10 protein-coding genes are annotated in these 14,292 nt (G+C 46.9%); 4 read left to right on the forward strand and 6 right to left on the reverse strand.

Annotation, left to right across the window (positions count from 1 at the left end; all coding sequences use genetic code 11):
• Genes MSP8886_RS12280 through MSP8886_RS12295 form a run of 4 tightly spaced genes read left to right on the forward strand, consistent with a single transcriptional unit; the run spans window position 1 to window position 4,114 of the window.
• On the forward strand, window positions 1-954 hold the full coding sequence (locus MSP8886_RS12280) for an ABC transporter permease (RefSeq protein ID WP_067016812.1): 954 nt from the start codon (window positions 1-3) through the stop codon (window positions 952-954).
• Window positions 951-1,820: an ABC transporter permease gene (locus MSP8886_RS12285; protein ID WP_067016814.1), complete on the forward strand. Its 870-nt coding sequence runs from the start codon at window positions 951-953 to the stop codon at window positions 1,818-1,820. The genes MSP8886_RS12280 and MSP8886_RS12285 overlap by 4 nt, the downstream gene beginning before the upstream one ends.
• Window positions 1,821-1,832: 12 nt before the next feature.
• Entirely contained in the window at window positions 1,833-3,674 is a 1,842-nt protein-coding gene (locus tag MSP8886_RS12290) for an ABC transporter ATP-binding protein (protein WP_067016816.1), read from the forward strand.
• Window positions 3,675-3,709: 35 nt separating this feature from the next.
• The gene (locus MSP8886_RS12295) at window positions 3,710-4,114 is read left to right on the forward strand and encodes a helix-turn-helix transcriptional regulator (RefSeq protein ID WP_067016818.1); all 405 of its coding nucleotides are present in this window, start codon (window positions 3,710-3,712) and stop codon (window positions 4,112-4,114) included.
• Between the two features lie 108 nt (window positions 4,115-4,222).
• Here the strand turns inward: MSP8886_RS12295 and MSP8886_RS12300 are convergent, their stop codons facing one another.
• The 6 genes from MSP8886_RS12300 to MSP8886_RS12325 all read right to left on the reverse strand — a co-directional run bounded on the left by MSP8886_RS12300 (window position 4,223) and on the right by MSP8886_RS12325 (window position 14,079).
• A complete protein-coding gene (locus MSP8886_RS12300) occupies window positions 4,223-5,548 on the reverse strand; it encodes an NAD(P)/FAD-dependent oxidoreductase (RefSeq protein ID WP_067016820.1) in 1,326 nt (441 codons plus the stop codon).
• An 83-nt stretch (window positions 5,549-5,631) separates the two neighbouring features.
• Window positions 5,632-6,621 (reverse strand): M14 family metallopeptidase, encoded by a 990-nt coding sequence (locus tag MSP8886_RS12305; protein WP_067016822.1) that lies wholly within the window; start codon window positions 6,619-6,621, stop codon window positions 5,632-5,634.
• A gap of 17 nt (window positions 6,622-6,638) precedes the next feature.
• The gene (locus MSP8886_RS12310; RefSeq protein ID WP_067016824.1) at window positions 6,639-8,120 is read right to left on the reverse strand and encodes an NAD-dependent succinate-semialdehyde dehydrogenase; all 1,482 of its coding nucleotides are present in this window, start codon (window positions 8,118-8,120) and stop codon (window positions 6,639-6,641) included.
• Between the two features lie 142 nt (window positions 8,121-8,262).
• Window positions 8,263-8,757: an Lrp/AsnC family transcriptional regulator gene (locus MSP8886_RS12315; protein WP_175365306.1), complete on the reverse strand. Its 495-nt coding sequence runs from the start codon at window positions 8,755-8,757 to the stop codon at window positions 8,263-8,265.
• Between the two features lie 90 nt (window positions 8,758-8,847).
• Window positions 8,848-10,224, reverse strand: a complete 1,377-nt coding sequence (locus MSP8886_RS12320) for an aspartate aminotransferase family protein (protein ID WP_067016828.1) — start codon at window positions 10,222-10,224, stop codon at window positions 8,848-8,850.
• A gap of 270 nt (window positions 10,225-10,494) precedes the next feature.
• Window positions 10,495-14,079 carry an autotransporter outer membrane beta-barrel domain-containing protein gene (locus MSP8886_RS12325; protein ID WP_067016830.1) on the reverse strand — a complete coding sequence of 1,195 codons (3,585 nt, stop codon included), beginning with the start codon at window positions 14,077-14,079 and terminating at the stop codon, window positions 10,495-10,497.
• Window positions 14,080-14,292: the final 213 nt, after the last annotated feature.

The following is a 14,292-nucleotide window of genomic DNA, read 5'->3' on the forward strand; positions in this document are numbered from 1 at the left end:
ATGAATAAAACCGTTTTAAGGCTGATCATTAATCGTATTGGATTGGGGATATTAACCTTATGGATCGTCTCATTGGTGGTCTTTTTTATTACCAATTTACTACCCGGTGATGCCGCCCAAGAACTATTAGGTCAAGCAGCGACAACACAGACTCTGGATGCTTTAAGAGCCAAATTGGGGTTGGATCTCCCCCTCTATGTACGTTATTTTCACTGGTTAGGTGGGATGCTGGTAGGGGATGCGGGGACGTCAATGGTCAACGGCATTCCTATCTTGCAGTTAATTTGGTCTCGTTTACCCAATACGCTTCTTTTAGCGGCCTTTGTAACCTTGGTCTCTGTGCCTGTCGCCATGTTCATTGGTATTGTTTCTGCCATGTATCGCGGCTCGTGGTTTGATCGTTATATCAATATTCTTGCTGTGTGTGCTGTCTCTGTCCCTGAGTTTTTAATTGCGACCATCGCGGTGCTTATTTTTGCGGTAAAACTTGGCTGGTTGTCTGCTTTGTCTCATATAGAGAATGCGCAGACCTTTGGTGAAATGTTGAAAGTCTTTGCTATGCCAGTGTTGACCCTATGTAGCGTTTTAGTTGCTCAGATGGCACGCATGACCCGTGCAGCTGTGATTGATCAGTTAAGCTCCTCGTATGTGGAAATGGCATTGTTAAAGGGGGCAAGTCCTATTCGAATGGTACTGCGGCATGCCTTGCCTAATGCCATTGGGCCCATTGCAAATGCCATCGCTTTGAGCCTGTCTTACCTTTTAGGTGGCGTTATCATTGTTGAGTCTATTTTTAATTACCCTGGTATTGCTACTCTGATGCTCAATGCTGTGAGTTCAAGAGATATGCCATTGATTCAAGCTTGTGCCATGCTGTTCTGTTTTGGTTATCTGGTAATGGTGTTAATAGCGGATATTAGCGAAATAGTCTCTAATCCGAGGTTACGAAAATGAATACACATACTCCTTCTACTACGACTGTTGAATCGACACAGAAAGCCTCTTTTTCCTCACGTTTTCATGTTCGTTCGATCAGTGGCTTGATCGGTCTGATCTTAGTTGGATTCTGGTTAGTGATTTCAGTTATAGGCCCGATGCTTTCACCTTATCCCCCTAATGATTTTGTTAGCAATACGGTGTTTGGCCCGATGAGTATGAAGCACCTTTTTGGTACGGATTATTTGGGACGGGATATCTTTAGCCGAGTTTTAGCGGGTACCCCCTATACCATAGGTGTTGCTTTAGCGGCTACCGTCGCGGCCTGTTTGGCTGGGGTGATTTCAGGACTGGTGGCAGCCGCTGCCACCAGCTGGGTCGATATGACGATTAGTCGAACTCAAGATGCGTTGATTTCCATACCCAGTAAAATGTTTGCTTTGATTATGGTGGCATCGTTTGGCTCTTCTGTGCCTATCCTTATTTTAACCGCTGCCATTGCTTATATGCCTGGCAGTTTTCGTATTGCGCGTTCTTTAGCGGTCAATGTGATGACGTTGGATTATGTACAAGTGGCGCGTCTTCGTGGTGAGTCCATGCCCTATATCATTTTTAAGGAAGTGTTGCCGAATATGTTCCGTCCTGTGTTGACCGATTTTGGGTTGCGCTTTGTTTTTATTGTTTTGTTGCTAAGTGCCATGAGTTTCTTAGGTCTGGGTATTCAGCCTCCTGAAGCGGATTGGGGGTCATTGGTACGGGAAAATATTGGTGGTCTAAGTAGTGGGGCTCCAGCGGTCATTATGCCAGCGATTGCCATTGCCACGTTGACGATAGGCGTTAATTTACTCATCGACAGTATTGGCAGTAAATCGGTACAACATTGAGGGGGAGTCATTATGACTGAGTTAGTAAAGGTATGTGATTTACAGGTTGCCGTGCGAACGGGAGCTGGCGTGGATGTTCCTATCGTGCATGGTGCCGATTTTAGTTTGCATAAAGGCGAAGTGCTGGCGCTAATTGGTGAGTCAGGTTCTGGTAAGACAACCATTGCCTTATCATTAATGGGGTACGCTCGTAGTGGCTGTCATATTGTGGGGGGGTCAGTACAGGTTGATGGGACCGACCTGTTGACACTGTCAGACTCGAAGTTGACAAAAGTACGTGGTCGTACGGTGTCTTATATTGCACAAAGCGCCGCGGCGGCTTTTAACCCTGCCATCACCATCATGAATCAGGTCATTGAAAGTGCCATGATCCATAAAACCTGTAGTCGCAAAGAGGCTGAGAAAAAAGCCATTGGTTTGTTCCGTGAATTGGCATTACCTGACCCTGAACATATTGGTGAGCGTTATCCACACCAAGTGTCTGGGGGGCAGTTACAGCGTTTAATGGCGGCAATGGCACTGATTACTGACCCTATTTTGGTGATTCTGGATGAGCCAACCACTGCACTGGATGTTACCACGCAAATCGAGGTGTTGAGGGCATTCAAAAAAGTGGTGCGTGAGCGTAATACCACAGCGGTTTATGTCTCCCACGACTTAGCGGTTGTGGCGCAGATGGCGGATCGTATTGTGGTGCTGAAAAACGGTGAAATTCAAGAAAACAGTCTGACCAAAGACTTGTTAATTGAGCCAAAGCACGAGTATACGAAAAGTTTGTTATCGGCCATGAAACCTGAATCTCGTCAGGATACCGCCACGCAAACCATAATGGATTTAGAGACAAGTACGCCACTATTAGAAGTGCGTAATCTCGAAGTGTGTTTTGAAAAAGATAAGCGCGTACTGCAAGACATCGACCTGAAGATTCGTCGCGGTTCGACCGTCGGGGTGATAGGGGAATCTGGCTCTGGCAAAACAACCTTAGCAAGAAGCATTGTGGGTCTCGTTGAGCCCAGTCTTGGTAATATATATCTGGATGGTGAAGCGCTCAATGCGTCTGCATCGGGCCGCACCCGAGAGCAGTTGCGTCGTGTCCAGTATGTGTTCCAAAATGCTGATACTGCGTTAAACCCTCTGCATACGGTTGAAGATATTCTGGCTCGTCCATTAAGCTTTTACCACGGTATGAAAGGGCAGAAACGACGTGATCGCGTCGCCGAACTGTTGTCTCTTGTGCACTTACCAGACAGCATTGCGAAACGCCGTCCAACGGAGTTGTCTGGTGGTCAAAAACAGCGGATCAATTTGGCACGAGCTTTAGCCGCAGAACCGGACATTATTCTATGTGATGAGGTGACGTCAGCATTGGATACGGTGGTTGGGGCGGCCATTCTTGAGTTAATGGCGGATTTAAGGCAAAAGCTTAAGGTGTCCTATTTATTTATCAGTCATGATATTAGTATGGTGCAAGCCATTTGTGATGAGGTAGTGGTTTTATATTCTGGTTTCAAAGTGGAGCAAGGGGCTGGAGAATCCTTTAAACGGCCACCATTCCATCCCTATACCCAGTTGCTGATTGACTCTGTCCCTGAAATGAAACAAGGCTGGCTGGAATCGACGGGGGCCAATCACGAAGCCTTGCCCAAGATAGCACCAGAGAAAGCGAATGTGGTGTTATGTCCGTTTTTGGATCGTTGTTCTGTACGTATTGAGGGTAAATGTAATCAGGTTATTCCTGCTCGCAAAAAACTTGAAAAAGGCAATCAAATATTTTGCCATCATTCATTTTCAAACCAAAAAGCTCAAGAGATTGAAGTGGAGAAACAACCCATCTCGCAGTTACAAAGTGTGTGACGGGAAATGCTTTTAATGAGTCTGGGGAGAGTGTTATGGGCGAAGGAAGCGTAAGGGTGAATCAAGTTCCGGCTGTATTGACTTTACCCCCAGTATGGCAGGTGAGTCAGGTCATGTCTCAGACAATTATGTTGGTTAAACGGTACATTGAGGAGAATTACAGGGAGTCGATTAATCTTGATTCCTTGGGGGGCTTAGTTGGCTTGACGCGCTATAGTTTAGCCAAGCAGTTTCGTCAGCAAGTGGGTGTATCCCCCTATCAATACGTCTGCTTGGTGCGCATTAAAAATGCCCAGTCTTTAATGAAACAAGGAGAACGGCCAACTGATATTGCCAGTGCCGTCGGCTTTTTTGACCAAAGCCATTTGGCGAAACATTTTAAACGTCTTTGTGGTGTGACACCGAGCCAGTATCGCGAGCAATTTTGTAAACACGTCTAAAGAACTTGGTTGTTTTCCATACAGTAAAGCCTCTTAGGGAAAACCTAAGAGGCTTTACTGTATGCAGATTAAATGGCATGTCGTTATTTATTAAGTGGATAACTGAGACTAAAACTCAGAGACTTTGCCCCACGAACTTTTATTAAATCGGCTAAGCTGATATTGCTTGTTTTCTACAAAGGTGTTTTTGCCCGTGATCATTTGTGCAATGAGCAGCCCAGCACCAGGTCCAATGCCAAAGCCATGTCCTGAAAACCCAGCCGCGATTAAAAAGCCAGATAAGTTGCTCGCCTGATCGATCACTGGCACCCCATCTGGGGTGCTGTCTATGTAGCCTGCCCAGGCATTTTGCACGGGAATATTCGTCAATTCCGGTAGCATTTTGCGTGCGCGAGCGAGGGTAAGTTCGATCATTTTTCTGGAGGGAGTGGGGTCTAATATACGGTTTTTTTCCATCGGTGTGGGTTTATCTAGTGCCCATTTTTTGCGGGTCTCGTGGCCAGCTTGCCAAGCTTGTAAATCACCAGGAGAGAGTGCTTTCCAACGTTTTGCAAACATCGGAATGAAATACGATGCGAAACGCAATTGTTGGGGGGTGATATCCACATTGGCGAAGCCAGAAATGGCTAAGGTATAACCGCCATTACTACGTCCGGTGATTGATATCTCTGAAGTATGTAACGCACTGGGAATGCCTTTGGCGCCCGGCATAAGAGAAAGGGCGGAGGAACGCACCGCCGATTGTGGAAAGCGAATGCCCAGTTGATGGCAAAAAGACGACGCCCATGCCCCTCCCGCCATGACCACTTGAGACGTTTTGATCACCCCTTTTTCTGTGATAACGCCGGATACTTTACCTGCCTGTGTTTCGATGCCACGTGCTGCGCAGAATTGATGAATGCTACCACCGTGCTTCAATATGCCTTTGGCAATCAATGGTGCGGCTTTCGATGGGTCGGCAATACCGTCAGAAGGCGAGAAAACACCGCCCAGCCATTGCTTGTAGGTGGATTCGCCACGTTCTGTGGCTTCACTCGCACTGAGCATGTGGGTGATGACACCTTCGCCTTTGGCAAAGTCGCGCCATTTGCTCCAGCCGTCTATCTCGGCTTGATTGTCGGATAAATAGAGAAGGCCACAACGTTTAAAGCCTAAATCTTCCCCGATGTCCGCCGTTATTTCCTCCCAAAGGTCGAGGCTCTTGGTGGCTAATGGGAGTTCCCGTGCATCACGGTTTTGCTGGCGACACCAGCCCCAGTTACGACTGGATTGTTCTGCACCAATTCGACCTTTTTCAATTAAGGCGACTTTCATACCTTGGCGAGCCATAAAATAGGCCGCGCAGACACCCACAATACCGCCCCCGATGACAACCGCATCGGTGCTTTCTGGTAGTTCTGGTGTTGATGGAATGCATATTAAGGGAGCGGGCATTTGGTTCTCCTTGCCGTGTATTAGTATGAGACCTTTGTTTGTGACCTCGTGCAAAGATCTCAATATGTATTTTTACCACTTATCTAAACGCACAGTTCGCCAAAACGAACGACAGTAACGCCAGGACGTAACTGTCTTAGTGACGGCATGACCAACACACAATTGTCGTAAGGTGTACGAATTTCTTTGCCATCGCGCCAAGCGATAAGGCTGCCTTTTTCGGCAAAGGTTTCTAACCCGGTGTAAGGAGCGGCAAAGCGAAAATCCATACTGGAAGCCACGACAGGTTCTGTGACCTTAACAATATTCATGGTGGGTTCAACGGGTTGGTACCAGCTGGCGGGTAAATCGTCTTCTTGAATTACATGATGCAAGAGCAGAAAACGTGCCGTCACATCGCGAGCGACCGTCACCGCTGAGGCTTCCCAATGTTGGCCACATTCAACCAAGAGGGCATTCTTTTCGCTGTCCGGATCTCCGAAATCGTCATAGTCTCGCAGGCGGCAGCCTTCTGGGTGGCCTTCATCGCGAATCACCCAAGCGGGTGAGCGCTGTTCACGGGCCAGAGCTAACCCTTTATCTAATGGCCCGCACACACAAAGTGGCGGGCATTTTTCATGCATTGAATGCAAATCCAACAAAAAATCGACTTTGTCTATGATGGGACGTAATTCGCGCGCACGGCGTAACTCAGAAGAGTCACGGCCGAGATCGTCCAGTATCTCTTTGGTCCAGACACGATTGAGGTCTTGATCAACAAACCGTGATGCATCGGGCTGATTTGGGTCGAAGTTAAGGTACGCTGCCGCGTTGGCAAATGATAAGGTGAGCCGGCCTTGGCGAGGCGCTATACCCAGATCGATGAGTTCTTTTACCACTATGGCACCACACACTTCATTGCCATGAACAATGACATTGATCATGACATGTGGTCCAGCTTTTCCACTATCGAAGGTATAAAGATAGGGGACGCCACTGTTTCCATCCGCATAGGGAGTGATGTCAGGAAAATCGATTTCAATGGGGTACTCTGACAAGGTGTCAGAGATCGAGTGGGTATCATGATTACTCATTTAAAACGCCTCTATAGTTAACTTAAGTTGCCTTGGCAGAGATATTTCATTTCCATGTAGTCGTCGAGGCCATAACGTGACCCTTCACGACCATAGCCTGATTCTTTTACCCCGCCAAATGGTGCGGTTTCTGAGGTGATGGCACCTTCGTTGATGCCGACGATGCCCGTTTGCATCTTGTTGGCCACACGCCATACACGTTTGATATCGTTCGAATAAAAATAACCCGCCAAACCAAACGGAGTATTGTTGGCCGCTTGAATAACCTCTTCCTCGTTTTCAAAACGGAACAGTGGCGCGACAGGACCAAAGGTTTCTTCGTGGGCTAGCTCCATATCATGATTCGCATTGGCTAATACGGTTGGTGCGTAATAATGAGGCCCGCAAGCGATGTCATTTTGAATGCGTGTACCACCCGTTAGTATGGTTGCACCATGTTGTAAGGCATTTTGCACATGACGTTCAATTTTCTCTACGGCTCTCTCATTAATCATCGGGCCGATTTGGCTCTCTTCTCTATCACTTGGGCCAACGTGCAGGGCGGCAACACGGGTCACCAATTTGTCGGCGAAAGCATCGTATACGCGATTGTGAACATACACTCTGTTTGGGCAGACACAAGTTTGCCCGCCATTACGGAATTTCGATACCATAAGCCCCTCTACAGCGGCATCAATATCAGCGTCTTCGAAAACAATAAAGGGTGCATTACCACCTAACTCTAAAGAAAGGTGTTTGAGGGTGGCGGCCGCTTCTCGAGCGAGCAATTTGCCCACTGCGGTGGAGCCAGTGAAGGTGATTTTTCGCACGCGAGCGTCTTCCAGCCAAGCGCCGACTACATCCGATACTCGATCACGAGATGAAGTAACGATGTTCAAGACTCCGGCAGGTAAGCCCGCTTCGTCAGCCAGTGCCACTAAGGCAAGGGCGGTTAAGGGGGTGTCTTCGGCAGGTTTGGCCACGACGGTACAGCCAGCGGCAAGGGCTGGGGCGATTTTACGAGCAATCATCGCCAGCGGAAAATTCCACGGAGTAATCGCAGCCACAACGCCAACGGCTTCTTTGACGACCAAGCGTTGTTTGCCCGAAACCGTTTCGGGAATAATATCGCCATAAGTGCGTAGCGCTTCACTCGCGAACCAATCAACATAGGAAGCCCCATAGGCGACTTCGCCACGGGCCTCGGCGAGTGGTTTACCTTGTTCAAGAGACATCAAGCGAGCCAAATCTTCCGCGTTATCGAGAATCAATTGATGCCAGCGGAGTAAAAACTCTGAGCGCACTTTGGTGGTTTGGTTGCGCCAATCTTCAAATGCCTCGTAGGCGGCTTTGGTGGCCTGAGTGGCGTCTTGCGCTGTGCTATTGGCGACTTGTGCAAAGTTTTGGCCTGTAGCAGGGTTATTAACTGGGTAAGATTCGTTCAGGTTACTGGGTTGCCATTGCCCGTTGATAAAGTTCTCTGTACGAATGAGATCGGGACGTTTTAGAGTCAAAATCATGTGCCTGCTACCTCATAGATATTATGGTAAATACGAGTTTCTATTGTAGATGAGCAAATGCAGGGAAATGTGCCTAATACACCCTGCAAATCGCAGGAATGCGTGTTTTTAATTGAAGATTCAGAAGCTTATGCCGTGGTGCTTATTCCGTTGGGCTAAACAGCTTATCAATAGGATAATACTTTTTAACAATGGGGGATTTGATGACAATATAGCTGAAGTATTTGTCGATAAAAATATTCTTATCGAGCAGATCTTCCATGACGGTTTGATAGTGCACAACATTGCGAGTAAGGAAGGTGAGCTGATAGTCAAATCCACCGCTGACTAAGTGGCATTCTTGCACTTCGTCGACTTTACGGATATAGGCTTCAAATTGTGCAAAATGATCCGGTCTGTGGTCCGTTAGTGTCACTTGAGTGAAAACACGCTGTACTGTCCCCAGTTTTTCCAGCTGAATATGAGCGCCATAATCCATGATGTAGCCTGCTTTTTCTAAGCGTTTGACTCGGGTTAGGCAAGGGCTTGGGGATAAACCGACGGCGTCGGCTAGATTGACGTTGGAAATTCGACCGTTGCGCTGTAAATGGCTCAATATTCGAATATCAATACGATCCAATTTCGGCGCACAATTCATCAAAATCTCCAGTTATTTTAGATGGTTACATATTTGATATGCTAGCAAGTTGTGCGCGGTGCGTCATCTACTGATGCACCGCGATTTTTTTCAGCTCAAAGCAAGACGTACGTCAGGTTGCTCTAACACCTCATCAAGTGTGCGTTTTAGGCGCTCAAATAAAATATCAAAATCTTCTTTTGTATAACATAGCGCTGGCGCAAAGCCAAGAACGTTATCAGTGAAGGCGCGAAAAATTAAGCCGTTTTTGTAGGCTGCTGTGGCAATGCGTTCAGATAATTTCAGTGCTGGATCAAAACGTGCTTTGCTGTTTTTATTCGCAACCAGTTCGAGCGCCCCGAGCAAACCTCGGCTACGGGCATCGCCTACCAGTGGGTGATCAAGCATGGCCATTAATCCTGCCTCAAAATGGCGAGCGACGGCTTGTCCATTCGCTAATAAACCCTCTTCATAAAGTCGAATCACTTCCAGCGCAATGGCGGCACTGACAGGGTGAGCGGAATAGGTATAACCGTGACCAACGGGCGCATCTGGACCACAGCCATCAGCAAGGCCTTGATAAACCGCATCGCTCATCATCACCGCTCCCATGGGCGCATATCCTGCGGTGAGGCCTTTTGCCATGGTCATTAAATCGGGGGTGACATCTTCTGCATCACAGGCAAACATGGTGCCGGTACGGCCAAAACCGGTAATGACTTCGTCTACCACGAACAAAATACCGAGTTCGTTGCAGCAGTTTTGTAGGGCTTTTAGCCAGCCTTTCGGTGGTACAATGACGCCGCCAGAGCCGATGACTGGCTCACAGAAAAAGGCCGCCACATTGTCGACACCTAGTTCTTCCACCTTGCTTTTTAGTGCCGCAACAGATTCAGCAATAATACCTTCGGGGCTTGTGTCTTGTGAACTGCGGTAAGCATAAGGACAAGGAATACGGTGTTGATTAGGCAGGGGCACATCGAAGTGACGATGAAACGCAGGTAAAGCTGTTAAGCCTGACCCCTGTGACGATGAACCATGGTATCCGCGTTCAATACTGATAAAGTGTTTTTTCTTGGGTTGGCCAGTGGAGTTGTAGTAGTTAACGATAAAACGAATCGCAGAGTCGACGGCATCGGATCCTCCCATGGTGAAGTAAACATGCTGCAAGGAGACAGGGGTGATTTCTACCAATTTAGCGGCGAGCTTGATTGCGGGTTCTGAACCAAAATGAAAGTACCCTGTTGCATAAGGTAATTTGCGCATTTGTGCTTCGCCAGCTTGTACAACACTGTTTTGTCCATAGCCTGTATTGACGCACCAAAGTCCCGAAAACGCATCAAGCAGTACATTGCCTTGGCTATCTGTTAAATACGCGCCTTGTCCCGACTCAAGTATGGTGACGCCACGTTTTTCATGGGCATGATAATTGATCACAGGGTGAATAAGGTGTTGTCTGTCTAAAGCAACTAAAGATTCATCATTCATGGTTAATCCGCCATCTATCGAAAAGTAATCCTTATGGTAGCGCTAATAGTCCAGTTTATTATGTTGAGTCGACTGTGTTCGACAAGGCAGATGTGACGAATTCAAAGGGGATTCGGAATATTGTTTTGTCTGTTTCCTATGTCGATAAGTCGTGTAATATCTTTTTAGACTCATGCATTAGATTAGCTATATACAGAGATAACTAAAGGCCTTTGCTCGTTATTTCGCACAAAGGCCTCTAATAGACTCACTGTTTGAAAGGATTAGGTTTTAAAACGCCATGGAAAATTTCCCTGAAACAACGCTATTCGTAGAGTGAGAAGAGAATTTACCGCCGTAGTCTAGTGTGATAGAGGATCTTTTTGATAGGCCGTAATCGAAGCCAACATTGAGAAGTGCTGTATTACGATCTGCTGCAGGACCATAGACTTGGAAGCTTGAGCCTGCCGTTGAATTGGCAAATCGCATGGTGGAAGAAGAGGATAAATTACCATAAGCGTGTTGCCAGCCAAGTGTTAAGTAGGATGTTAAATTGTGTCCATTAAAGCCTGTGGTATTAAAGAGGTGAGAACCCAGTGTCGTGTAGTAATTATCGTCCTGTGGGTCATATACCTTCAATGCCGATGATCCTCCTGTTTCAGTGAAGTTGGCCGACCCCGTGTGTACATAAGCAGCACTTAAAAAGGGCTCAATTTTGACATCACTGAAGGTGAAACGATAACGGGTTTCCCCAAAGGTTTGAAAGGAACCAGAGTGATAATCCCCTTTAATGTTCTCGTTAAAGCCCGAAAAAGTAACATGGCGTGTGCTGTTAACATGGTGTAAAGAATAGGCGAGCGCGCCGTTCACTGACCAGGCCCCCCACCCTGTACTGGCATAGGTACCCACATCATAAGTGTGTATTTTGCCGGAAGAGGATCGTGCATCAACATCATAGGTACTTTGACTGTAGCCCGTGAACACCCCAAGACGAGTTTGTTTGCCGATCATGCTGTCTGTGCCTATTACCACTCCTCCTACTCGACTTTTGATGTCTGCGGCGTTGGTTTGCCCATTGGTATGATTCCAACCACCATAGGTTTGCACCCAAAAGGATGAAGATGGTGGCGCTTTCTCAAGGTTATTGGCTAACGCAAAAACGTTGATTGGTTTTGGGTGTAGTTTTTCTTGACCGTATGCGACTTGCTGTGCGTAGTCTACCTGTTCTGCGTAGGCTAGTTGTATATGGCTAAGTGCTCTGAGTCGACGTTCAGCGATAGAGGATGAAGAGCGGCCTGACGATGCACGTGCTGCAATGCGCGTATTAACGACGGTACGCAAGCTACTGGTTTGTTGAGTGATGGCAGAGCTTGTTGAGGCTTGAGCTTCACCTGATACGGCATTATAGGCTGTCGCAACATCGGCTTTTTTCAAGGCGATAAAAGCGTCAAACACTGGGTTGTTTTGCCCCAGCGATTGTACTGCACTGGCTGTGCTTTTTTGGTTGGGCGTATCGGCATAGGATACAAAACTGGAGGCATCATCGTAGACTAAGGTTAGGTTTATTTGCTTGTTTTGATAGTCGAGTACGGGTTTGAGGAAGGCGGCATCGGTGTCTATTTTGTTTGAAAATTTACCCGTAATGCCCACATCGGAACGCATAATTTCGTAGCTTTTATTCTTCTCATAAGTGGCATTTTGGGCCTTGATAGTTACTTTTGCGCCGCTATCAATGCTTATCTCATCCGTTGCGGTGAGTTGGCTGACATTGTTAGGCGGTGTGACATAAATTAAGTAAGTCGAACCGGATTTAAAGTCGGTCGTGCCCTTGATGTTGAGAGTACCAGGGGTGACCGAGCTGCCAGGTGCTATGGTGCCGCCATTATTGATAACAGTTGAACCCACAGTGCCTGTTCCTGTTAACATACCGTTGGAGATCGAAACAGAAGAGGATGCTAAAGAAGCGTTGTTTAAAGTGACGGTAGCTGAATCTGTGATGTTAGTGTTGCCGGAAAAATCACTTTGCCCTGACAGTGTCCAAGTGGATTCGCTAGCGAAGGTTAATAATTCGAAGTGTTGATAGGTCGCAGTATTACCGAGTAAGGAAAGGTCAAAAGCGCCGGCTTTCTCCCCTAGTTTGAATGTATCAGTGCCGCCCTCAGCGTCTACATTGCCTGTGACGGAACTGCCATCTTGGTAGACGAATGTATCATCACCATTGCCCATTGCGACGGCAAAGTTTGTGCCTGTGATGGAACCATAGTTGATGATGGTATTCGCGAATGTTCCGGCTGAGTTGACCATCTTAATACCAAAGCCATCGAGGCCTGTAATCGTGCCATAGTTGGTGACAGACAGGGCTTCGAAGGCATCGCCATTATCGCTATTGTCGTCAAGAATACCATTATTAGCGCCGGAAATTAGGGCGTTGGTGTTGTCCGCTGTGCCGTTGATAATAGTGCCGCCACCGATGGCAATGGCTTCGCTGGTACTTGTTTTGGTTTCGCCATCTTTGACACCTTTGGAGCCTAAGCCTTTTATGGTGCCATAGTTACTGATGGTGCCAGCCTTGTCGAAATCGATGCCATCGCCATCGCCAAATGTAGCCGCGTTATCAAACGATCCTGTGATTTCACCGTAATTGGTCACGGTACCAGTACCATTGGAATTCACCCCTGAGCCATTTTTACCGGTTATTTTTCCGCCAGCCTGATTGATCACAGTTAAGTTATCTTCTAATCCCGATGCTTTGATACCGTGATAGGCGCCTGAAATAACGCCACTGGATTGGTTGGTGATAGTGGCGCTGAAGGCGCCTGTATCGCCGCCATCGATTCGAATAGCGGAATTCTTCTGACTACTGGCTTTACCATCCGCATAAGAGGAAGAAATAGTGCCACTATTGTTAATGATGGTGCTTTTGCCTCCTTTGATGGCGTCATTATCTGCCGCAGAGATGGTCGCGTCTGCACGGTTGGTAATGGAAACGTGGGCATTTGTTGACGTGATGTCTCCGAGATCAAGAGCTTGACCATCTTTGTTTGAGGTAATGGTGCCAGCGTTGTCGATATGCACTTGTGCTGAGGCGGTGCTGGTTGCTGTCGATTTGATTTTTAATGCATCACCAGAGCCTTTAATCACACCACCCGTTTGGTTGGTGATGGTCAGTGATTTCAGAGTATCAAAATTTTCGTCGGTATCAAAACTGATGGCTCGATCACCTGACGATGTGCTTTTTATCGTACCTGAATTGGTGATTTTAATGGTCCCACCACCAAGGCGAATCCCATCTGAAGAGGACGATGTAATGGTCCCACCATTATTGTTGATGGTTATGTTCGCGCTACTTGAGGTGGCTGAGTCGAAGTCGAGAGCTTGACTACCACCAGAGGTGATTGAACCGGAATTATTGATGGTAAAAGAGCCGTTTTCAAATGGATTGTTGATCCGAATAGCGTCTGATTTGCTAGAGGTTATCGTACCCGTATTATCGAGTTGAAAAGCGCCAGATGTGTTGCCACTGGTGTCAATGGCTCGCCCTTTGTTGCCATCGATAGTGCCCTTATTGGTGATAGTAATGCCTTTTCCTGTTGCATTGCCATTCCACTCAATAACCGGCTTACCACCTGTTAATGTTGCTCCTGCATTAATGATCCCTATATCCTGACCTGAGACGGTTTGTTGGCCTGAGGCGTCTGGAACGACAAAACTTTCGGCTGAAACTGGTGAAGCGATTAGGAGTAAAGAGCTTAGGGTGTAGATCTGTTTCCTGATCAGATTCTCTTTTCTGTTAAATTTTACGCTTCGTATACTAAGCATCTTTGGCGTTATCACAAGAAGACTATTGGAGGGCTGGAGTCGACCTTTCATTGTCATACTACTTCACCAGTATATTTAAGGAATAAAAGTGTATTCTATATTCTAAATAATGACTATTCAATGACAAAGCCTTGAGGTTTTATAATCAATCTAAGGGGGGGCTGTGTGACTATGATTTAAAAAGATCGAGTAGACTGTTTTTCAATCGGTAACGGGTTGTCACGAACATGTATCGTTTTTTTATTTGATATAGAATCGAAAGCGGTATTA

The organism is Marinomonas spartinae (assembly GCF_900089775.1).
GTDB lineage: Bacteria > Pseudomonadota > Gammaproteobacteria > Pseudomonadales > Marinomonadaceae > Marinomonas > Marinomonas spartinae.

Excerpts from the sequence above, each read along its gene's own strand:
- MSP8886_RS12305 (WP_067016822.1), bottom strand. The coding sequence starts at position 6,621 with ATGAGTAATCATGATACCCACTCGATCTCTGACACCTTGTCAGAGTAC.
- MSP8886_RS12300 (WP_067016820.1), bottom strand. The coding sequence starts at position 5,548 with ATGCCCGCTCCCTTAATATGCATTCCATCAACACCAGAACTACCAGAA.
- MSP8886_RS12295 (WP_067016818.1), top strand. The coding sequence starts at position 3,710 with ATGGGCGAAGGAAGCGTAAGGGTGAATCAAGTTCCGGCTGTATTGACT.
- MSP8886_RS12285 (WP_067016814.1), top strand. The coding sequence starts at position 951 with ATGAATACACATACTCCTTCTACTACGACTGTTGAATCGACACAGAAA.
- MSP8886_RS12310 (WP_067016824.1), bottom strand. The coding sequence starts at position 8,120 with ATGATTTTGACTCTAAAACGTCCCGATCTCATTCGTACAGAGAACTTT.
- MSP8886_RS12320 (WP_067016828.1), bottom strand. The coding sequence starts at position 10,224 with ATGAATGATGAATCTTTAGTTGCTTTAGACAGACAACACCTTATTCAC.
- MSP8886_RS12315 (WP_175365306.1), bottom strand. The coding sequence starts at position 8,757 with ATGAATTGTGCGCCGAAATTGGATCGTATTGATATTCGAATATTGAGC.
- MSP8886_RS12280 (WP_067016812.1), top strand. The coding sequence starts at position 1 with ATGAATAAAACCGTTTTAAGGCTGATCATTAATCGTATTGGATTGGGG.
- MSP8886_RS12290 (WP_067016816.1), top strand. The coding sequence starts at position 1,833 with ATGACTGAGTTAGTAAAGGTATGTGATTTACAGGTTGCCGTGCGAACG.
- MSP8886_RS12325 (WP_067016830.1), bottom strand. The coding sequence starts at position 14,079 with ATGACAATGAAAGGTCGACTCCAGCCCTCCAATAGTCTTCTTGTGATA.